Annotated in this window: 14 protein-coding genes; 6 read left to right on the top strand and 8 right to left on the bottom strand. The window is 48.6% G+C overall.

All coding sequences use genetic code 11. From position 1 onward, the window contains the following. Positions 1 to 100: 100 nt before the first annotated feature. The 3 genes from dnaA (at position 101) to MWL85_RS00015 (ending at position 5,740) form a co-directional block, all read left to right on the top strand. On the top strand, positions 101 to 1,438 hold the full coding sequence (gene dnaA, locus MWL85_RS00005) for a chromosomal replication initiator protein DnaA (RefSeq protein WP_244400798.1): 1,338 nt from the start codon (positions 101 to 103) through the stop codon (positions 1,436 to 1,438). A gap of 352 nt (positions 1,439 to 1,790) precedes the next feature. Next, positions 1,791 to 4,769: a protein translocase subunit SecDF gene (secDF, locus tag MWL85_RS00010; RefSeq protein WP_244400799.1), complete on the top strand. Its 2,979-nt coding sequence runs from the start codon at positions 1,791 to 1,793 to the stop codon at positions 4,767 to 4,769. 158 nt (positions 4,770 to 4,927) lie between these two features. Beyond that, entirely contained in the window at positions 4,928 to 5,740 is an 813-nt protein-coding gene (locus MWL85_RS00015) for a hypothetical protein (RefSeq protein WP_244400800.1), read from the top strand. A gap of 51 nt (positions 5,741 to 5,791) precedes the next feature. Here MWL85_RS00015 and MWL85_RS00020 read toward each other — a convergent pair whose 3' ends face one another. From MWL85_RS00020 to MWL85_RS00045, 6 genes are all read right to left on the bottom strand, one after another. Next, a complete protein-coding gene (locus tag MWL85_RS00020) occupies positions 5,792 to 7,582 on the bottom strand; it encodes a DNA topoisomerase 3 (RefSeq protein WP_244400801.1) in 1,791 nt (596 codons plus the stop codon). Between the two features lie 123 nt (positions 7,583 to 7,705). Then, positions 7,706 to 9,454 (bottom strand): phospho-sugar mutase, encoded by a 1,749-nt coding sequence (locus MWL85_RS00025; RefSeq protein WP_244400802.1) that lies wholly within the window; start codon positions 9,452 to 9,454, stop codon positions 7,706 to 7,708. Positions 9,455 to 9,623: 169 nt separating this feature from the next. Further along, positions 9,624 to 10,640, bottom strand: coding sequence for a PorV/PorQ family protein (locus MWL85_RS00030; protein WP_244400803.1), 1,017 nt, complete (start codon positions 10,638 to 10,640; stop codon positions 9,624 to 9,626). A gap of 14 nt (positions 10,641 to 10,654) precedes the next feature. Then, the gene (locus MWL85_RS00035) at positions 10,655 to 13,447 is read right to left on the bottom strand and encodes a S8 family serine peptidase (protein ID WP_244400804.1); all 2,793 of its coding nucleotides are present in this window, start codon (positions 13,445 to 13,447) and stop codon (positions 10,655 to 10,657) included. Positions 13,448 to 13,461: 14 nt separating this feature from the next. Then, positions 13,462 to 15,066 carry a BACON domain-containing protein gene (locus MWL85_RS00040; RefSeq protein WP_244400805.1) on the bottom strand — a complete coding sequence of 535 codons (1,605 nt, stop codon included), beginning with the start codon at positions 15,064 to 15,066 and terminating at the stop codon, positions 13,462 to 13,464. 26 nt (positions 15,067 to 15,092) lie between these two features. After that, positions 15,093 to 16,694, bottom strand: a complete 1,602-nt coding sequence (locus MWL85_RS00045) for a BACON domain-containing protein (RefSeq protein WP_244400806.1) — start codon at positions 16,692 to 16,694, stop codon at positions 15,093 to 15,095. A 772-nt stretch (positions 16,695 to 17,466) separates the two neighbouring features. On the opposite strand from MWL85_RS00045, the gene cdd reads away from it, so the two are divergent. From cdd to MWL85_RS00060, 3 genes are read left to right on the top strand one after another with little or no spacing between them, the layout of a single operon-like run. Then, positions 17,467 to 17,943 (top strand): cytidine deaminase, encoded by a 477-nt coding sequence (gene cdd / locus MWL85_RS00050; RefSeq protein WP_018029278.1) that lies wholly within the window; start codon positions 17,467 to 17,469, stop codon positions 17,941 to 17,943. Between the two features lie 14 nt (positions 17,944 to 17,957). Further along, positions 17,958 to 19,724: a DNA polymerase III subunit gamma/tau gene (gene dnaX / locus MWL85_RS00055; protein ID WP_244400807.1), complete on the top strand. Its 1,767-nt coding sequence runs from the start codon at positions 17,958 to 17,960 to the stop codon at positions 19,722 to 19,724. Between the two features lie 42 nt (positions 19,725 to 19,766). After that, positions 19,767 to 20,969 carry a C1 family peptidase gene (locus MWL85_RS00060; protein ID WP_394802103.1) on the top strand — a complete coding sequence of 401 codons (1,203 nt, stop codon included), beginning with the start codon at positions 19,767 to 19,769 and terminating at the stop codon, positions 20,967 to 20,969. Positions 20,970 to 21,264: 295 nt separating this feature from the next. Here MWL85_RS00060 and MWL85_RS00065 read toward each other — a convergent pair whose 3' ends face one another. Both MWL85_RS00065 and MWL85_RS00070 read right to left on the bottom strand, forming a co-directional pair. Then, positions 21,265 to 21,858, bottom strand: a complete 594-nt coding sequence (locus MWL85_RS00065; protein ID WP_244400808.1) for an outer membrane beta-barrel protein — start codon at positions 21,856 to 21,858, stop codon at positions 21,265 to 21,267. A gap of 109 nt (positions 21,859 to 21,967) precedes the next feature. Then, positions 21,968 to 22,327: a hypothetical protein gene (locus tag MWL85_RS00070; protein ID WP_244400809.1), complete on the bottom strand. Its 360-nt coding sequence runs from the start codon at positions 22,325 to 22,327 to the stop codon at positions 21,968 to 21,970. Positions 22,328 to 22,880: the final 553 nt, after the last annotated feature.

Below are 22,880 nucleotides of genomic sequence, written 5' to 3' on the forward strand. Positions count from 1 at the left end.
TGGTATAAATAGGCCAATGATGTAGAAAAGGATGCCCGTAATCGTGATACTATAGCTGCCACTATTGATTGGAGGTATGCTTTTTTGAAGATAGATGTTGATGGAAAGTAGTTTAAGTAGTTCGTGGGGTATTTTTCTCAATGAAATGAGTACCCATCTCTCCAATCCGCGAGAGTTTAATATCTGGTTTAAGCCATTAGAGCCGGTGAGTATGCAGGGTAATGTATTGACTATCCGTGTACCATCGCAAGACTATAGCTATAAGCTGGAGGGAGACTACTTCGACCTCTTCAAGGCGGCACTTGAAAAGGCCTTTGGAGAGGGGATCAACCTTAAGTACCTAGTACCGACCGTTAATCCCGCCACTCGTCGTGAGGAGGTAGCGAATACCGTCCGTCAGGAGGAGGCATTTGTGACCCATCTAGATCGCCGTATGCTCTTTGGCAACTTTTATCAAAGCATCTGCAATCGGCTTGCTTATACTGTGGCACAGAGCATTGTGGAGCAACCCGGTGAGACTGCCTTTAACCCCCTCTTTATATTTGGAGCATCGGGGGTGGGGAAGACGCACCTAATGCATGCCATCGGTAATGAACTAGTCAAGAGGAAGCCCGGCTACAAGGCGGTCTATGTGCCAGCGCAGACGTTCAAGCGACAGTTCGTGGAGGCGACCATTACCACTAAGAAGCCAGAGCTTTTCTTCAATTATTACCAAAATATCGACCTCCTGCTGATTGATGATATTCAGGAGTTTAGCGAAGCAATTAGCACTCAGAATGCCTTCTTCCAAATCTTTAATCACCTCAAGATGCTAGGGAAGCAGATTGTGATTACCTCTGATCGCTGCCCTGCCGACCTTAAGGGAATGGAAGATCGTCTCTACACCCGACTCAAGTGGGGGATGACTGTGGAGATTGAGCGGCCCGATGCACACTTGAGGAGAGAGATCCTCACTGCCAAGGTGAAGGAGGCGGGGGTCAGTATTTCGGAGCAAGTCTTCAATTTTATTGTGAAGCATGCTAAGGATAATGTGCGTGACCTCGAGGGAGCCCTCACCTCCCTGATGGCGAATGCTATCTACTGCAATGAGGAGATCTCTATGGAACTGGCTGAGAAAGTGCTATCGCAGACGGTAGGAGTGGAGGAGCGCAAGATCAATGTGCCAGAAATATTGGAGGTGGTGAGCCGATACTATAATATAGAGGAGGCAGATATCGTTAGTCGCAAACGCAAGCGTGCCATCGTGCAGGCTCGGCAAGTGGTGATGTACCTCTCCAAAGAGCTGACTGAAGCCTCACTTGCTGCCATTGGAGCAGAGATGGGCGGTCGCGACCACTCCACAGTGATCTATGCCGACCGAGCTATTCGTGACCTCCTCGACACCGACACTAAGTTCCAAGCTGAGTTAAAGGAAATCCGAGACCTACTAGAGGTATAGCCTCTTTCCATCTTAAGGTTTCCTCAAATCATAACGCACCCTCCCTCAGGGTGCGTTTTTGTGTGCTAGCCCAGTGAGTGGATCTTATCGGATAAGTCGAGTAGTTGCGTCATTGCTCCGCCTTGCCCGCCCCGTCCGACTTGTCCGACCTGTCCGATAAGGTAGCTTTATTCGGTTATTCAAACGCAACTGCTGTAGCCACTAGGGACATATATGAGATAGATTAATATAATTTGGTTATATTTGCCAAATGAATACCTATCTCACGACATTTTGGATTATTTGGCATACAAGAGATTAGGTATCAGCTGGAATGGATATAGATAAATCAATTAAATATAACGAATAACAGATGCAAAACAAAGGTTTAGTGAAATGGACTGCCATTGCTCTTATCGTAATTTGTGCCTACTACCTCTCTTTCTCGGTAGTATCCAATTACTACGAAAATAAGGCAAAGGCTTATGCGCAGGGAGATGCACAGAAGCAGGAGCACTACATTGACTCTCTTTCAATGCAGAAAGTGTGGCTAGGGCATACCCTCAAGGATGTCCGTGAGCGTGAGCTTGGTTTGGGTCTCGACCTTAAGGGTGGTATGACCGTGATCCTAGAGCTCAATACCTCCGATGTGCTTGAGACCCTCTCCGACAATAGCCAAGACCCTACTTTTAGGGCGGCGTTGGAAGCTGCTCAGGCAAAGCAAGAGCGTAGTCAAAAGGATTTTATCACGCTATTTACAGAGGAGTTTCATAACATTGACCCAGGAGCTCGCCTCTCCGCGATCTTCGGTACCTCTGCTCTTAGAGAGAAGATAAGCACCAGTAGCACCGATGCCGAGGTGATCAAGGTACTTCGCTCTGAGCTTCAGACAGCGATTGATAGCTCCTACAAGGTACTTCGTAATCGTATCGACCGCTTCGGTGTGGTAGCCCCTAATATCCAAAGACTGGAGGGTGGCGACCGTATCCTAGTAGAGCTGCCAGGTGTTAAGGAGCCTGAGCGTGTGCGTAAGCTCCTACAAGGCAGTGCCAACCTGGAGTTTTGGGAGTGCTACCTACTTCCAGAGATTTGGTCGGATCTACAGCGTGCTGATGAGGTGATCCAGAGACTCAATAGCCACAGCCAATCTACCGAGACGGAGGTGGCCAATGCTGAGGAGATCGAAGGCGATTCACTAGCTTCTGATAGCATCAATAACGATGACCAATTGGCTGCCCTTGCTGGAACTACAGCTACTAACGAACCACAGGCTACTGAGGGTAAGCAGATCACATCTCTATTTAGTCTGCTTCAGCCCAACCTTTATGAGGGCGGACAGCTAGCACCTACTGCTATCGTAGGTATGGCACACGCTTCTGACCGTGATAGAATTGACTCTCTCCTCAACCTTCCACAGGTGAAGGAGGTACTTCCACGCAATCTACAGCTAAAGTGGGGTGTTAAGGAGGTACAGGAGGGCTCTAAGGTATTCCAGCTATTCGCTATTAAGAGCACTCGTCGCGATGGTATGCCAGCCCTAGGTGGTGATGTGGTGAACAACGCCAGCAGTGTGATCGAGAATCAAATGGGTCGCCAGGAGCCAGCCGTCTCTATGACGATGAACTCCGACGGTGCTAGAGAGTGGGCAAGAATTACCAAGGAGAATATTGGTCGTCCTATCGCTATTGTGCTAGATGACGTTGTCTACTCTGCTCCAAATGTCAATACAGAGATCCCTAATGGTCAGTCACAGATCACAGGACACTTTACAGTAGATGAGGCGGATGACTTGGCAAATACCCTTAATTCGGGTAAGATGGCAGCCTCTATCCGTATCGTCCAGGAGGACGTAGTAGGGCCTTCGCTAGGTCAGGAGGCTATTAAGGCAGGATTTATCAGCTTCGTGGTGGCACTGATTCTGCTGATGATTTATATGTGTCTGATGTATGGACTATTGCCAGGCTTGGTAGTAGACGTGGCACTCTTTGTCAACTTCTTCCTCACCATCGGTATCCTCGCTTCGCTTCATGCGGTGCTTACCTTGGCGGGAATTGCAGGTATGGTGCTGACCCTGGGTATGGCAGTGGATGCCAACGTGCTGATCTTTGAGCGTATCAAGGAGGAGCTTGCATCGGGCAAGAGCATGAGCAAGGCCATCGAAGATGGTTATGGCAATGCCTTCTCAGCCATTATCGACTCCAACGTTACTACGATCCTCACCGGTATCATCCTCTACTACTTTGGTTCGGGACCTATCCGTGGATTTGCTACCACGCTGATCGTGGGACTTATCTGTTCGTTCCTAACCGCTGTATTCCTCACCCGAATCTTCTTTGAGAGAAGAGCGCAGAAGGGCAAGATGGAGAATGTGACCTTTACCACTGGTATCTCACGCAACTTCCTTACCAATCCTAAGTTTGACTTTATTGGCAAGAAGGCGACTGGTCTAGGCATTGCCGCTGCTATCCTAGTAGCTGGAGGTATTGCCCTAGGTGTATGGGGATTGAATACTGGTATCGACTTTACTGGTGGTCGTAACTACATTGTGAAGTTTGACCAACCAGTTACTACCAGCGAGGTGGCTTCGCTCCTCAATGATAACCTTGATGGCCACGTAGGGGTAATTAAGATCTCTACCGACGACCAGGTGCGTATCTCTACCAACTACAAGATTGATACCAACACCCCTGAGGTAGATACAGAAGTGGAGACACTTATCTATGAAGGACTCAAGCCACTACTTGGTGATGGGGTGACTATGGATCAATTCACAAAGCACTACATCCAGAGCTCACAGAAGGTAGGTGCCAGCATGGCTGATGATATCAAGACAGGTGCACTCATCGCAGTGATCTTCTCGCTGATTGTGATGGCACTCTATATCTTGATCCGATTTAGAGATATTGCATTCTCTATCGGTGCATTTGCCTCCGTTACCTTTACCACTCTTTCGATCATCTCGTTCTATGCTTTGCTATGGAAGGTGATGCCATTCTCTATGGAGGTTGATCAAACGTTTATTGCGGCAGTGCTTGCAATTATAGGTTACTCTATCAATGATACCATTGTGGTCTTTGACCGTATCAGAGAGTATCTCCGTATGTACCCCAATAGAGAGCGTAAGGAGCTCTTCAATTATGCACTAAATAGCACCCTTTCACGTACGTTCAATACCAGTATCAGTACGTTGCTAGTGGTACTTATCATATTCCTATTTGGTGGGGCGAGCATCCAGAGCTTTACCTTTGCGATGCTACTCGGTATCATCTTCGGTACCTTTGCCACCCTATTTGTGGCTACACCGATTGCACATATGATTAATAATAAGAAGTTTGAGAAGGCGAAGAAATAAGCCCCATCACTTCTAAATCAATAGACAAGGTCGGCTAGACGAGTACCACTACTCCCTAGCCGACCTCTTTTTCGTGGAGACGATCAGTTTTATATTCTCTCTTTTTTAGTATATTGCAGGGTGAAGCTATGATAGCAAACTATCAATCTATTGTAATTATGAAGCACTTAAGATTACTCTCTTCTCTACTTGTTTCATTTCTTTTCGTATCATGTGAGTACAATACTGAGGTACGAAAGGTGGCTGAGGATTTCTTCGATGCTCTAAAGGTAGGGGATGTTACTAAAATGATTGAATTATATCCAGAGGTGGGTGAGCTCGGCTCTGCTTATCCATCAGTCGGTATTTCAATCAAGAGAATTAACCAGTTGCCAGATAGCACCTATGAAGTAGTATTGTTAAATACGTATGCTAATCGTATGGGTGCGACAAGAGATATTGAGACAAGACTATTTATCCAGCCACATAATCCAGATGCTTCCGAAGAGGGGTATTATATTTATGACTCGCAAGGTCTATTTTTTCCAGAAGCGGACCCTTCTTATGAATTCGCCAAGAGGCGGGGTTACTTCTCTGGGATAGATCATACCGATCTGAATATTGCTCGCAGGCTAAGTCAAGCTCGTATAGACTTTCAAGAGCATACCAATAAGTTTGCCAATTATCTGCGTGAAAACGTTGTCGCAGATTGGAATTGGGATAACTCTTTTGGACTTGGCTCAGGCAGTGGCGTTATAACGAATAACACCAAGTTCACAATCCCTGATATTTCGTATGTAATTACTTATTACAAACGAGATGGCACAGAGGTTACTAAGGATTCTGGTCGTTTATCCTTTGAGTTAAGGCCTTCAGGCACTGAATCATTTTCTTTCGTTACTAACCACATCGGAAACGCATCAAAAGCTGAAGTGACATTAAACTTCGACCAAGACTTCTTGATCACAACTGCTGCTCGATACGACTTCTAGAGAGCCTGAATAGCAGTCCAAAGCTTGCAACAAGCCCCAGCACATTGAGGGTTATTGGGAGGTGAGGACCTCGTGGACGAGCTGGTGAACCATTGCTTTGAGCTCGGTGAGGAACTGCTGGGCATCGTATTCGCCACGGTCAATGAGGCGTAGCTTGTACTCCCATTCGCCCGTTAGCTCCACACTCTTGAGCTGTTGGTTTTGTATGGTATGAATGAGGTCTATCCCTAGCTGGGTGGGGAGGATTGTCTTACCTTTTCGCTCAATGTAGCCCCGCTTAAAGAGGATCTCTATGATGGCGGCACGAGTGGAAGGCCGACCAATACCTTTGGCCTTCATCGCCTCCTTCAGGTCTTCATTATCAATGAGTTTGCCCGCCGTCTCCATCGCATTGAGGAGCGTCGCCTCGGTATATTGCTTTGGCGGGCGCGTCTCCTTGGTGAGAAGGTCGGGCTTATGCGGTCCGTGCTCCCCCTTGGTGAAGTGCGGCATCACCTGCTTATCCGATGGTTCGTCACTCCCCTCATCGTCATTCGCCTCGGCTTGGTTTTGGTAGAGCGACTTCCAGCCATCAAGTGTCACCACTCGCCCTGTGGCTTTGAACTCAATCTTCGCCACCTCCGCCATCACAGTGGTTTGCTCAAACTCCATATCGGGATAAAAGATAGCAAGGAAGCGGAGTAGGATCATCTCATAGATAGCATAGTGCTGACGATCGAGGTACTGCGGGAGGTTGCCCGTTGGGATTATAGCGTGGTGGTCGGTGACCTTGGAGGAGTCGAAGTATTTCTTCAGTTTGCGTAGCTTTCCGCCCTGCAATAGTGGAGTACAAGGTCCAGGGAAAGCTCTGTAGAGTGATTGAATAGTAGGGAAACAGTTGGGGTAGACGTCATCGGGCAGATAGGTAGTATCCACACGCGGGTAGGTGACTAACTTCTGTTCGTAGAGCGTCTGAATGGTAGCAAGCGTCTGGTCGGCCGTGAAGCCATACTTCTTATTGGCCTCAATCTGCAGACTGGTTAGGTCAAAAAGCCGAGGTGCTCCCTCCTTGCCCTTCTTCTTAGTAATCTTGGTGATGATCAGCTCCTCCGAGGCGATCTTGTCGATGACCGCCTTTGCCTCTTCCTCGGTGCTATACCGCCCTTTGGTTGAGGCAAAAAGCACCTCCCGATAGAGCGTCTTTATCTCCCAATAAGGCTCTGGCTTAAAGTTTTGAATCTCCTCAAATCGATCCACGAGCAGAGCCAGTGTAGGGGTTTGCACCCGTCCCACCGAGAGCACCTTGCGGTCGCCACTCTTGCGGTACTTAAGTGTATAAAGTCGCGTGGCATTAATACCGAGGAGCCAATCGCCGATCGCTCTTGCGAGGCCAGCATAGTAGAGGTTGGTGTACTCCTTCTCCGGCTTAAGCTCTTGAAATGCCTTTACAATCGCCTCGTTGGTCATAGAGGAGAGCCACAGCCGCTTCACTGGTACACGGCACTCCGCCATCTGTAGCACCCACCTCTGGATCAGCTCACCCTCCTGCCCAGCATCACCGCAATTGATCACCTCTGTGGCTTGAGAGACCAGCGACTTGATTACCCCGAACTGCTGTTCGATTCCTCTGTCCGAAAGCAACTTGATGCCAAATCGCTCCGGCATCATTGGGAGGTGGACTAAGCTCCATTGCTGCCATTGAGGGTAGTAGTCGGCCGGCTCCTTGAGCGTACAGAAGTGGCCGTAGGTCCAAGTGACCCAATAGCCATTTCCCTCGAGGTAGCCTTGTCGCTGTGTGCTGGCACCGATCACGGCGCCGATATCCCTAGCAACGGATGGTTTTTCGCAGATACAGAGGATCATGGATGAACAGGATACAAGTCAGCACCCTCCTCGTACAGGTTGGGGCAGAAGCATTGACTCAATGCATCGCTGCCTTCCGACTTGTGCGAGGAGGGTACTTCATTTATTGATGGCTCTAATGACTTAGATACCTAGTTGCTTGGCTATTTCATCGGCACGTCGTGCACATACCTTCTTCGCCTCCTCTAGCTCTTGGAGGTTGGTAGGCTGTGCGTGTACCTCGATGTAGAACTTGATCTTTGGCTCAGTGCCAGAAGGACGGATAGAGAGTTTCGTGCCATCCTCGCAACGGTACTGTAGGACGTTGCTAGTCGTAGGCATTACGAGCTCTTTGGTCTCTCCAGTCACGGTGTTGAGCGACTTAAGGCTTTGGTAGTCTAGCACCTCAGTCACCTTTGATCCAGCCAGCTCCTTAAGCGGGTTGTTACGGAAGTTTTGCATCATCGTCTGAATCTCCTCGGCTCCGCTCTTGCCTGGGCGAACCACAGAGATATTCTTCTCGAGTGAATAGCCGTACTGTAGGTAGATGTGCTCTAGCAGTTCGTAAATGCTCTGTCCCTTATCCTTGGCCCACGCTGCGATTTCGGCAAAGATGGTACAAGCTGATACCGAACACTTATCGCGTACAAAGTCGCTCCATAGGTAGCCGTAGCTCTCCTCGCCACCGCCGAGATACTCCTTCTTGCCTTCATTCTTACGAATCACATCGGCAATCCACTTAAAGCCAGTGTAGGTATCGTATAGCTCTATATTATTTCGCTCAGCGATGGTCTTGATCAGGTCTGTGGTCACAATCGTCTTTACCAGATATTGATTGTCCTTCAGTTCGCCCGCTTCTCTCCGCTTCTCGATTGCGTAGTAGGCGTAGAGCAGACAGGTTTGGTTACCATTGATCAATACCCAATTGCCCTCCTTATCCTTCACGGCAGTACCGATGCGGTCGCCGTCGGGGTCAGTTGCCATCACAATCTCAGCATCAATCGCCTTCGCTTGGTCAATCGCCATCTTTAGGGCAGAGGCATTCTCGGGGTTAGGTGATTCTACCGTTGGGAAGTCACCGCTCACCACCATCTGCTCCTTTACTGGGTGTACATTGTCAAAGCCAGCCTCCTTCAGGCAACGTGGCAATACCTGACCACTGGTACCGTGAAGTGGTGTGAAGACAATCTTAAGGTCGTGCTGACGCTTGATCACCTCGGGGGAAAGACGCTTCGAGAGTACCTCCTTGATAAACTTATCATCCATCTCCTTCCCCATTAGAGTGATCATATCGCTAGGACCATCAAACTTAATCTCGGCAATCGACTTGATCGCATTCACCTCGTCAATCACATTCTGGTCGTGTGGTGCAATCATCTGAGCACCATCGCTCCAGTAAGCCTTAAAGCCATTATACTCCTTAGGGTTGTGCGAAGCGGTTAGCATCACACCACTCTGGCAGCCCAATTCGCGGATCGCATAGGAGACCATTGGGGTAGGGCGAAGTGCCTCGTACAGATAGACCTTGATGCCATTGGCAGCGAAGATACCCGCCACCATGCGAGAGAATTCAGAGCTATTGTGCCTACAATCGTAGCCAATAGCCACCTTCAAGTCGGCATCACGGCCAAACTCCTTAATCAGATAATTGGCAAGCCCTTGAGTGGCAGTGCCAACGGTGTAGCGATTCATGCGGTTGCTTCCTGCACCCATGATGCCACGAAGTCCACCCGTACCAAATTCCAAGTCCTTGTAAAAGGCATCCACTAGCTCGGTGGTGTCGGGATTATCGAGAAGTGCTTGCACCTCCTTGCGTGTCGCCTCATCATATTGTGGCGCTAGCCACGCTTCAGCTTTTGCTCTTACCTTTTGAAGTAATTCGTTATTTGCCATAATGCTATTTCCTTACTGTTTTTATTTCTATTATCCTAATATGGCAAATGTACCAAAAAATGATGTACCAACATCGCCCTCCCATGAAAGTTTAGCTAGCTAGCGAAAAGGGCCTCAACCGCATCATAGCGATTGAGGCCCTTTCCTTATACTACAGTAGTCACTGCTTTTAGTAGACAAAAGTCTTAGAAGTGTCCCGTGTCTTGCCTAGGTCAAAAGAGAGTCCCACACCAAATTGGTTGAAAGCTCTATCCTGAGTACATAAGCGGTAGCTAAGATTGAGGTCAATTCGCTCCAGTAAGTGGTAGCCAACGCCCATAGATAGATAGCTCATGTGATTGGTGAAAGCACCACCAAGACGCATACTCAAACCTTTGTGATAGGTTAGGCTGAGACCACCACCAGCGGTATATACTTTTGACTTGAGAGGTTGCAGTACGTAGTCGGCAGAAACCATACCTTGTAGCAACCAATCGGAGCATAGCTGATAAGCAGCATCGCCCGAGAAGGTCACAGAGCCAGGCATACGGTACTTGCCACCAGCCTTGCCGTACTGCACCAATCCACCAACGTTACGAAGAGCTAGTGACCAATGGGTAGGCACCACCCCATTAATGGCTTGTGGCGCATAACCAACTCCGATACTTCCGCCACCAGTATAGGCGATCTTATTGATCTGCGACATGACGAAGTGGCCAATAGCATAGGCACTCCACGCATCGCTTATCTGCACAGCATATCCTAGGTCTACAGAGAGGTCTCTAGGAGTGAGCATACGTCCATCACCATAATGATTGGAGGTAAGAATCTTAGGGCTATGAGCATAGCGTGCACCCACGAGGATGGCGTGCCGCTTTATTCTCCAGCCTAATGAAAGGGCATTGTAGACGCTTCTACCCGTATCAGATCCTATCTCTTCATTGGGCAGATACTTAGTGGTCCAAGAGGCTGTAATCCCCTTGACATCATTACGGAATATAGAGGTGGGCGAGGTATAGATATAGTGTGTCCGTCCATAACTTGCACCAGCTCCTACCCCCATACTCTCTGAAAAGAGGTCATAATTGTGTCGCACAAAAGAGAGTGTTGGCGACTCCTGGGCGGTAGCGTTACTCGTGAGCCCCATGATCAGTAATAGGCCGAAGAGACTTGCCACTGCCTTAGTTTTGCGATATCTATTCATCATACGATAAGTATTCATCAATATTTAACAAACTTACGGTAATAGCTCTCACTACCACTCTTCACTACCAAAGTATAGACCCCACCCGACAACTGCCGCACATCTAGCTCTACTTCACGAGCATCGAGGGCTGTATCGGTAGGATTGGACACTTGTTGTCGTAGCACCTTGGTACCTTCACCATTCACTACTGATAGTTCAACATTCTTCATGCTGCTATTGAGCAGTACGTGGAGCACATCATAGGTAGGGATAGGGTACATGTGATAGACAATATCACTATCCACCACTCGTATATTGATAGACATATAGAGGTCGGCACCTTGGCTATCAATAGCCTTCAGCTGTACGGTAGACTTACCCAACTTGGTTGGATTAATCGTGAGGATAGAGCCCTTGAGCTGACTACTGAGTGCTTCTGTATTAGCTCCAGAGGTAATCTCATACGATACCTCGTGACCATCGGGGTCATTGACATACTTAGAGAGATCCAACTCAATAGCAGGTTTCCCAAGAGTAAGGAATAGGGTCTTAGGCAGTGGCGTAGTCATCACTGGAGCAGAGTTGGCATACACTTCAAACGAGAAGGATTGGGTGGCAGTGGCACCAAACTCATCGGTTACCTTGAGCACAAACTCATGAACCCCTATGGCACCACGTGCAGAGAGGTGTAGGATCAGTTCGGTCTCGCTCACTTCCTCAATTCGGACTCCCGTATGATTGCCAGAGAGACTATATGTAACCTTGTGCCCCTCAGGGTCATTCAAGAGCACTTTTATCTCTGCTTGCTCCGTACCAGTCACACGATGCTGACCCTCGCTTACCACCTCTATCTTTGGTGGCTGATTGAAGAGCGTCTTGCCAGAGACAAAGGCTGGCTCTGAAAGATTGCCCCATCTATCTTGTGCCACAATTGCATAGTGATACTCGTGATCAAGCTTCAGATTCTTGAAGAGCACTTGTATCTCGTCGCCTGGCTCATAATTAAGTCCAAAGATACGACGCGACTTGGCGCCCTTATAATTATCTTTAGTCAGAGTCTTCTCATCGTCGGAGTAGACATAGTAGTAGGTAGCTGTACGATCATCGCCATCCTTCACCGCACCAAAGCAGAGGGTCTGGGCAGTATACTGAGCCTCAATCTTCACTTCAGCTACAGCCTGAGGAGCTTGCTTTTGATTACGATCCAAGGCACGAGCTGCATCGAGATATCCCTTGCCCAATACCCCTTCAAAGCCAGGGTTGATAGCATCAATATCAGCTGGTCGCAGAGCGGTAAGAAGCTGTTGCTTACACTCTTCATTGGTAAAGCCTGGTCCACCAAAGTGTGAAACGATTAGAGCTGTCACACCACTTACGTGAGGGCAAGCCATAGAGGTGCCTTGCATAAATTCGTAGTGGCTATTGGCCTGCACGATCTTACCACTCTCATCCTTTTGAACCCGCACAGAGGTGCTATAGATTTGTCCGCCTGGATAGTGCATATCACCACCTGGGGCAGTGATGTCTACATACTCGCCTCTATTGGTATAGTAGGCTTTCTTCCAATCGGGTGCCATAGCTGCCACAGCGACTACTTCGCCGTAAGCAGCGGGGTAAACGATATCATCCGAGCTCTCGTTACCTGCAGCAAAAAGCACCACTCCACCCTTCATAGGGGAGTCGGGTAGCTGATTACCATCATTGTCGCAACCAGCATAGTCGATAAAGTAATCGATTGCGGCCTTGAGCGAAGGTGCTAGGAACTTAGCCCCACCCCAAGAGTTTTGGCTGATGACTGCTCCGTGGTTGGCAGCATAGACAAAGGCTTGCTCAAAAGCCTGTCCCTTACCTCCATGCCCGAAGGCATCGCAAACCATCACACGCACTCCAGAGTTGGGGGTACCGTTACCACCAGCAATACCAGAGACACCAATACTATTATTATTGACCGCAGCGATCACACCTGCAACGTGCGTACCGTGTGCGTCAAAAGCAATATCGGCATTGCCATCGGCAAAGTTGTAACCGTGGATATCACCCACATACTTATCCCCAGCAACCCCTGGCTTAGGATTGACCCAGATATTTTGCTTCAAGTCCTCATGGTCGTAGTAGACACCACCATCGATCACCGCAACGATCACATTGGGCTTACCTACCTCCTTTTGCCACGCCTCAAAGAGGTTGAGGTCGGCACCTTTGAGAGACTTTAGACCACTACCATTATTGAAGTAGTGCCACTGCTTTGGTAGCATAGGGTCATTGAAAGGATAGGTCACCTGGTCAGGACGTACGAGATCGAAGTCAATTGCACGCAAGTTGGCACCGAAGAATAGCGGTGGCTCCTGATCCATCTGTCGGTAGATAGGCACCTGCTCCACAATCTCCACGCCGGGCAATTGCTTTACCTCTTCCAGAGCCCTTGTCTGGGTTCCCTTGGACTTTGTTGACTCATCGAGCACGATATCGTACCATAGATGCAATCCTGCTCTACGCATACGCTTTTCGAACTTAGGATCAATAGGGAAGAGAGGACGAACCTCCACAGCCCCTATCTCTTTTAGGCACTCGGTTAGCTCTGGTACATTGGTCTCCCAGTCACCATCAACAGATGCTCTTAGGCTTCGCTCTCCTACGCGAGTTTGGTACGTTTCGCTCAGCTTTACTCTCACGATATTGGTGAGAACGCCCTCAGCAGGCACCACCTCTGTAGGCTTTTCACTTGGCACCTCCATAGCTCCCCCTCGCTCACTGGTACAGCTAGCTGCACCAAGGAGCAAAGAAGTAAGGGCTATGAGGAGAAATAGTCTATTTTTCATTGTCATCATACTATCTACAGAAGTTATCTACCCACGTAATTCTTGCCAACGGAGACACCCTGCTTAATCACAGGTAAAGATAGCTTTTGGCTATTCTTTCCAGCGTGGTATGGGAGCATAAAGAGTACAAGGGATGGATCCTCAGCACCTTCAAAGTGAGCAAACTTCACTCTCAGTTGCAAGCCCTTGGTATCATTGATGAAGACATCAAATTGGTTTTGGTCGTCTGTCTTGCCCTTGTACTTGAAGCCCTCCTGCTCCATCAGAGCAGAGAATTCCTCAGTGATATAGAAGTGACCATTATTCTCGTAATATACGAGGTTGAAGTCGTACCACTCCTGCATCATACCTATAAATTCGCCTGGCTTCTCATCTTTATACGTAAAGTAGTAGTTACGATACTTTATCTCCTTGCTCTTTGGCACCTTATAGGCGATAAAGGCGAGACTATTTTCAGTATCATATTGAGAGGTAGAGGCATCGTAAACACCACCATTCTTCGCCTCATAATCCTCCACTTTGGCATAGTCAGAGCCAAATGGCACCTCAGGGTATGGGAACTTGGCGAAGGTAGGATACTTCTCCTTTTGCTTAGGGATATAGGAGTAAAGCACGTGAGGATTGAAAGCATAGTTACGCTTCACCTCTGCCAACACGCGCTTTTCAGGGTGATAAAGCTCATTATCGCCACGCTTCTCAGAAAATCCTGCATCGGTAAGTCCCTTGATAATGATATCATAAGCCTCATCGCTCATCACTTCATCACCTTCTTTATTGAAAGTGCGATAAGGCTCAGCAACGTCCATCTGGGCATACTCTAGGATACCACGGGTGGAGAAGGTGTAGCTCATACGAGAGATAAGTGGGCTAATGGTATTGAAGTCGATAAACTTAGAGCCAGTAATTGCTGCCACCATACTCTTACGCTCTAGCTCAAAAGCAGTGACGATACTCTTGGTGCCAAATTCGAAGTCGATAAATGGTAGCATAAATAGAGGCCACTCCTTTTGAGTTACCGTGATAGTAGCTGTAGTGGCTACGCCCTCTACTTGGAAAAGGAGTTCTGCTGTACGCTCTTTACTAGCATTGGTCTCAGCATCCTTATTATTAGTTACAGAGAGCTTGATCTGGTTTTTCCATGGGAAGGCGGTCACCTTGAGCCACTCTTCACTACTTGTGACACTCCACTTTTCACCATTGAGGCGTACACTCACTTCGCTCTCATACTCCCAAGGCTCTAGGATAATATTCTCAGGAGCAGTCTGTACGAAGATAGGGCTACCCTCTTGAGTCACTGTCAACTGATGCACAGCGTCTCCAGCTTGGATCATCACCATTGCCTTGCGGCTTGTGATCTGACTATTGGCATCATAAACAAGTTTGATAGAGCCTTCCTGAGGGATAGCAGTGACCCAATCCCGGTTGGAGACAGCCACTACTTGCTCCTCACTGCTCTTCACATCTATAATCTTCTCACCTGCCTCCTTAGGCAATTGGATAACGTCACTCGCTACCTCAATCACTGAGGGTTCATCCACCGCAGCTTGTGGTGTACAAGCCCCCAAAGCGACCATGGCTACGAGGAGCGATAGGAGAGAGGACTTTATAAAGTTGTTTACTGTATTCATAATATGAGTATGGTAATATGTATGATTTATCTATTCTTTCTACTTTTTTGTTGGTTACTCTCAACACTCAATGAGTGAGATACAAGTCTAGTACCAGGATTGACCTGAACCACTAGCACAGGCTTTGGATCGCCAAAGAACTTAAACCACTGTACCGCCATGGTGAGGTTACGCTCCTTGGAGATAAAGACATAGACTTGCTCCAAAATATTGTACTCTACAAATTCAAAGCCCTCTCGCTTGGCTAGCGCCTTAAACTCCTCGGTGAGGAGGTTATTGTAGCCCTTATAATTCCAGCAAGCTCGTTCGGTCTGTGTAAAGAATTGACGCGTACGCTCAATGGTGATATTGCCATCTTTGTCTTTGTTAAGGAAGTAAAGTCGGCCATCGGCTCCATATTTACCAGGCTCACACTCAAACTCCATCTCATCTACAGACTCAATCTCATCATCGCTATAGGGATAGATCATCTCACCGCCATGGGCTGCCTCATAGGCCTTTACGCCTTCCACCCCAAGGTCAAAACGAGTAAATCCAAGAGGTAGCTCATCGAAGGTTGGATACGCCTTGGATTGCTTAGGGGTATAAGTAAAGAGGAGGTGAGGAGTATTCTTGTAGTAAGGCTTGATCTCCACCTCTAGGTTGCTCATCTCGGCATGCCGGAAATGATTCTCACCCAGCTCTACTGTAAAGCCAGATTGATTGAGGAACTCCACCAATTGCTGACGCTCTGAAGGACCTGTAAGGATACGGGTAGAAGAGGCATCCAGCTGAGCATAGAGGTAAGCACCACCCTCGTAGATGGTGTAGCTCACACGTGGGAAAGCGACACTCGTGGTGGTGAAGTCAAAGAAACGCTCATGGGTAAACTCAATGGTTCCACCTCGCTTCTCTTCGAACGCTTGAATATCTTGTCGGGTAGCCGACTCAAAGTTCATATAAGGTAGGAGAAAGTAGCTGATACCACTCTGTACCACAGAGACCTCGTGTGCCACGGTTTCGTCGGCACCCATACTGATCAGTATCTTACCCACCCTAGGCTCTCGGCTTCTGGTAGGTTGTACTTTAACCTCCATTTTATATGCAGAGGGGAGTGCTGTCACCTCAATCCAATCCTCTTGGCTTTGGGCCTTCCAATCATCATTATTAGTGATCACATCTATGGAGAAGAGCCCACCAAACTGATCTACATTCAGTTCTTCAGGAGAAGTCTCCACCTTGGGAGTGGCTTTTGCTTGAATAATGGTTAATTGCTTTTGGCTCTTGCCAGATTTGACCACCACACTGCCACGGCGCTCCTTTGGCTGGAGGTTGTCCTTCACTGAGATCTCTAAGACCCCATCTCTATTCTTAGCAGTAATCCAAGGGTTAAGTGTGTAGCATTGCCATGCTCCTGAGGTGCTCTGCACCTGTACGTCGTGGGAAGAAGAGTGGTTCTCAAAGGAGAGAATACCACTTTCCGAAAGCTCAATGGTCGCCAACTCATCCATGTACCCTTCGCTAGTACAGCTAGGCATTACTAGGAGACTGCATAGGCATGCCACAAAAGCCCATGTCGATAGCCTCTTGTAATGTGAATGAAGGAGCCGTTGCCACTTCAGCAATTCATAGTTTGAAAAAGACTTCATCTGTTTAGTGCAATAATAGTATGTAATTATAAAAAAAGTAATATGCTCATTAGGTCGTAGGTTATTTTCTAAAACGTCCCACAATATTACTTATTTTTCTCCAAACTAAATACCCCACAGCACCCTTTTTTTAGGGGTTACGCATTAGGCTGGTCTTATCGTATGATTTTTAGGGGGTGTCTATGAGTAAGGACCTCGGCAGAGGTCCGTGCTAAATAGGCACAGGTCAAGGCACGCAGTGCCGAAGACCTGTGTATAGATAGGTGTAAAATACCCTTGCGACCCCGGTCGAGGGGTCGGACCACCCTATCTCTAGGTCTGACCCCTCAGCCGGGGTCAAGGAGGTGGTGGATGTGCTCTTGTACACAGGTCGTTCGGGGCTCTGCCCCTCCCGACCTGTGCCTATTTAAGAGGGACCTCTGCCGAGGTCCTCCCTTATTGACCTCCAATGAATGCCATACGGCAATATCATTCTAATGTGTAACCCCTGATTAGAAAGGACTTACCATGTGGCAATCATCGGAGATTTTTGTATGAACCTCGGCAGAGGTCTCATCTGAGTTGGTATAGGACCCTTAGAGTTGCATTGCATCGAAACTATGAGATAGTTGCATCAATGAAACCGTTGCATTGAGACGAATTGCAGCGTTTCTTATGGAATTGGAGATGAGGCAAGTTGCTGGGATTTTCGGGGAAAGTGTAAAAAGTGAGAGGAATAGCCCTTACTTCTGCCTAAAAAATGGTATCTTTAGCCATTAGAATATTTGTAGATATGAAGCGAAGCGAAATAATTATACCGATAGAGGAGAAGTCCTTTAAAGAGTTACAGAGTGAAGAACTAGAGTTGGTGGAGGCGGCAAGGAGCATTGCCCGCGATGCCTATGCCCCTTACTCAAAGTTTAGAGTAGGTGCTGCTCTTCGCCTAAAGAGTGGCCGCATCGTCACTGGGTCCAACCAAGAAAATGCTGCCTATCCCTCGGGACTGTGTGCCGAGCGGACGGCACTATTCTACGCTGGGGCTCAGTACCCCGATGATCCAGTGGTCGCCTTGGCAGTGACCGCGATGCGGGATGACAATCTCTATGTAGCCGTAGCAGCCCCCTGTGGTGGTTGCCGACAGGTGATATTGGAGACCGCCGACCGCTATAAGTCGCCTTTCCCTGTCTACCTAGCCGGACCCGACTCAGTACAGATAGTCGCAGATTGTAGGCAACTCCTACCGATCAATTTCGACGCTTCGTCGCTATAAGAGAAGGAGCTAAGATGGGAGACTTTGTAGTATCGGCACGTAAATATCGTCCGAGCACCTTCGAGAGTGTCGTAGGGCAGAAGGCCTTGACCACCACTTTGAAGAATGCTATTCTTCAGAATAAGCTATCTCACGCCTACCTATTCTGTGGGCCGCGGGGGGTGGGCAAGACCTCTTGTGCTAGAATATTTGCGAAGACCATCAATTGCCAAAACCGTACCCCCGAGGGAGAGGCGTGCAACCAGTGCGAGAGCTGTATTGCCGCCAATGAGCAGCGCTCCTATAATATTATGGAGCTCGATGCCGCCTCCAATAACTCAGTTAATGATATCCGCCAGCTGATAGAGCAGGTCTATATCGCCCCCACTTCGGGCAAGTATCGGGTCTATATCATTGATGAGGTGCACATGCTCTCGAGTAGTGCTTTCAATGCCTTCCTAAAGACGCTAGAGGAGCCCCCCGCACACGCCATATTTATTTTGGCAACGACCGAGAAGCACAAGGTGCTACCCACCATCATCTCTCGCTGCCAAGTACACGACTTTAGCCGAATAACTAGCCACGACATTGCAGAGCACCTAGCCCACATCGCTTCCCAAGAGGGGATCACCGTTGAGCCCGAGGCACTGCAGATGATCGGCATCGCTGCCGATGGAGGAATGCGCGATGCCCTCAGTATGTTCGATCAGATAGCCGGCTTTGGTGGCGGACAGGTGACCGTAGAGGGGGTGAGGAAAAATCTTAATCTCCTCAATGAAGATGAGTACTTTAGGCTACTCGCCTATGTGGTGGAGGGGCAGCACCCCAAAGCCCTTTCGCTCATCAATGACCTCCTAGAGAGTGGGTACGAGGGCGATATCGTGATGCGAGGCTTCTCGGGTTTCTTGCGCAACGTATTGATGGCCCAATCGGCCGAGACGATTCAGCTGATCGAAGCCCCCCAATCTATCCAAGAGCGTATGTCCAAAGCTGGGGCCTATACCCCAGCTAGCATGCTGTGGAATTATCTCAAGATTAGTAGCTCCTTTGGTGCTGAGTACAAAGGGACGCCCGATAAACGTCTGGCACTAGAGGTGGCAGTACTAAGGATGTGTGAGCTATCGAGCTCCAGTCCATTGGCAACGCCCGTAGCCCCCGCCCCAGTTGCTGCCCCGACAGCTACCCCCTCCGCCACCACATCAACACCCCCGCAGGCCTCCACACAGCAGGTCCATCAGCCAGCACATCAGCCAGCTCAGGCACCTACCCAGGTGAGCCAGCCGACACAAGTCTACACCAAGGCTCAAACCATTAATCCACAGCCCACTCGGCGCACTCAAGGTAATGGCGGGCAAGAGCTTTATGGCTTTTCCCTAAAAACAGGTAAGCCAACCGTGCAGAGGGAGGAGACCAATACTGGGCCGGTAAGCCAAAACCGTAACGAGGAGTACACCGAAGAGCAGCTACAGAAGGCGTGGCGAAAGGCAGTGGCAATGGTCAAGAACGCCCCCTTTGCCAAGGGTGTATTGCAGCGGATTACCCCCACAAAGTCACCCGACCACAATATCCAGCTAGTGGTACAGAGCAATACCATCAAGATGCAAGTGGTGCGCGTGCTAGGGCCAGTGCTAGATGTGCTCCACGATGAATTGAAAAATGACAAAGTTGGCATCGCCATTGAGGTAGATGTAAAGCTACAGGAGCTACTACCACAGACCCCCAATGAGCGGTGGGCATTTGTCTCCAAAGACAATCCTTGGCTGCAGCAGATGGCACAAGACCTGCAGCTTCGACCTAGATAACTAAAGAGTAATAATCACTAAATAACTAAATCAAACAACAACATGAGAAAATTACCTAAGGTACTAATTTCACTAACCCTGCTCCTCGGACTGACTATGCCAGCGATGGCACAAGAGGCTGCTAAGGAGGAGTACAAGTTTACGGTAGTAAAGGAGCTACCTATCACACCTATCCAAAACCAAGCCAATTCAAGCACATGCTGGTCTTTTAGCGGACTAGGGTTCCTAGAGATGGAGGCATTGCGTATCAGTGGCAAGAGCGTAGTGCTCTCACCTATGCATGTGGTATCTCACTCTTATCGCGATAAGGCCGATAATTACATCCGCTACCAAGGGGAGACCAACTTTGGCCCTGGTGGCTCTTTCTATGACGTCCTTTACTCTGTAAAGCACTACGGTATCGTGCCAATGAGCGAGATGGAAGGTCTCAACTATGGCTCAAAGCGCCACAATCACAATGAGATACACGCTGCTGCAGATGGATTTATCAAAGCTATCCTCAAGAATTCAGAGCGCTCAGGCCTCACACCAGCTTGGAAGAACGCTTTTGGCGGGATCATCGACGCTTATCTAGGGGAGCTTCCCGAGAGCTTTACCTATGAGGGTAAGAGCTTTACCCCCGAGAGCTTCGTGAAGTACCTAGGACTCAATATGGACGACTATGTATCGCTCACCAGCTTTACTCATCACCCATTCTACTCTAAGTTTGTACTCGAGATTGCCGATAATTGGAGACACTCTCTATCTTACAACCTCCCTCTCGATGAGTTTATGCAAGTCTTCGATAATGCGATCAATAACGGATATGGTATCGCATGGGGTAGCGACGTAAGCGAAGTAGGCTTTAATAGAGATGGACTAGGAATTCTGATCGATGCCGACGCAGCAGAGTCTACCGGCTCCGACCAAGCTCGCTGGATCGGTGCTACTCCAAGTGAGAAGCGCAGTATGATCAATGAACTGGTGCGCACTCCTGGTGCTCCAGAGATCAAGGTGACTCAAGAGTGGCGCCAAGCAGGCTTCGATGCTCAAGAAACAACCGATGACCACGGTATGGTGATCTATGGTATCGCTAAGGACCAGACTGGTAAGAAGTTTTACATGGTCAAGAACTCTTGGGGCGAAGCTGGCCGTTACAAAGGTCTATGGTATGTATCCGAGAACTTTGTAGCTGGTAAGACCATCAATATTGTGGTGCACAAAGACGCCATTCCTTCTGCTATCCGCAAGAAGCTCGGCATCTAATCTCCCCTCAATATAATATAGAATATCCCCGCTGATCCATCGGGTCAGCGGGGATATCTTATTGATGCCAACTAAAAAGGGGAGTGGGGGTACCTTATCGGACAGGTCGGACAGGTCAGACAAGTCGGACACCCGCTTTCTACCAGTAGCTTATTAGCCGTCCGACCTGTCTGACTTGTCCGACTTGTCCGATAAGGGGCCCTTTCTCGATGAGGCACTTCTATGGGTAGTCACAAAAAGAGGGCGAGCAACCAATTGGTTGCTCGCCCTTTATTAATATAGCTTGGCGCTACTCTTAGAATACAAAGGTTAGACCAAGGGTGCTAGCTACACCAGCCAGAGTGGTAGTTACCTTGTCCTTGCTGAATGAGCTGCTGCTGTATCCTAGGCCAAGTGTAAGACCTACGTTAGGATTCACGAAGTAGGCTACACCACCACCTACACCATAGTATAGACCACCAGCTGAAGTAGTTGTCTTACTGTCAGACATAAGGCCCTTGCTTGTTGATGAAAGATGTGCATACCCTACCTGAGCGCTAAGGAATGGACGGATGTTGCTATTTGGTAAGAAGAAATAGCTTACTGCAGGAGCGATAATAAAGGTACCCTCACTGTTGCCATCACGACCAGAAAAGTCGTAGCCTAGTTCAGCACCTACTGCAAGGTTGTCGATCACGAAATAGCGTGCGTCGAAAGCAAGCTTAAGGTTGGTAGTAGCTTTAGTATCAGTTTGCTTATTACCATCAACCGTCATTGAAGGCTTGCCAGAGAATAGAGATAGAGAGGAACCAGCACCTACCATCATCTTACCTGCCTCAGTCTGAGCAAAAGCGCTTACAGAGCATAGAGCCATCACTGCGGTGGCTACCATTAGTTTAATTGTCTTCATGATAAAATCTAAATCTAATTGTTAAACAAATATACAATCATTATATATTCGGTAGCAAATATACGAATATATATTGAATTATTGCTATATGACAATATAATCAATCACCCTACAGTTCGCCATCGCGGTAGTAGAGGAAGCGGAGGTAGTCGGTGAAGATGATATTTTGTAGCGAGCTCTTATAGCGGTCAAATTGCTCCTTATTTCCCCCTTTGAGCTGATACCCTTCGAGGTCACGATCACCAATGTCTTTGGTCTCAATATAACCGATGGGGCGTCCGGCGCAGGTAAAGGTGAAGTCGGGTCGACCGATGTTGTTGGTGCCTTGTGCCTCCTCGGTGATGGCGATCTCCTTGGGGAGGAGTTGGCGGAGGAGCACCTGGAAGTCGGTGTGGTAGCTCATCTCGGTCAGCCCACCTGCTTGTAGGCGCTTAGTGATCTCTCGTAGGTAGTTGCGTATCTTGTTCATAATTGAGTATTGGTTTGAGTCGTTACCAAAGGACAACCATTTTCGCGTAGATGACCGCCATTTGTGGGGGGTGCCTTATCGGACAGGTCGGACGCTCGATAGACTGGTGGCGGGTGGAGGTGCACCCTGGCGGATTCTTTTTTGGGGTGCCCCGATCTAAGCAAAAACTGAGATGCAACTAAGCATTTGCTTTGTTGCAACTCGCCATTTGCTTAGTTGCAACTCGTCGATCGCTTAGTTGCAACTCAGTTTTTGGTCTGCTACGGGAGGGGGTAAGTTGCCTTATCGGACAAGTCGGACGAGGAAGGTACAAGAAAAGGACCTCGGAGAGGTCCCTCTTAAATAGGCACAGGTCGGAGGGGCGTTAGCCCCGAACGACCTGTGTGTAAGTGCATATTCACCACCTCCTTGACCCCGGCTGAGGGGTCAGACCTAGAGATAAGGTTGTCCGACCCCTCGGCCGGGGTCGCAAGGTTTTTTTTACATCGTTATACACAGGTCTTCGGCACTGCGTGCCTTGACCTGTGCCTATTTAGCACGGACCTCTGCCGAG

Source organism: Porphyromonas somerae (assembly GCF_022845615.1).
Taxonomy (GTDB): domain Bacteria; phylum Bacteroidota; class Bacteroidia; order Bacteroidales; family Porphyromonadaceae; genus Porphyromonas_A; species Porphyromonas_A somerae.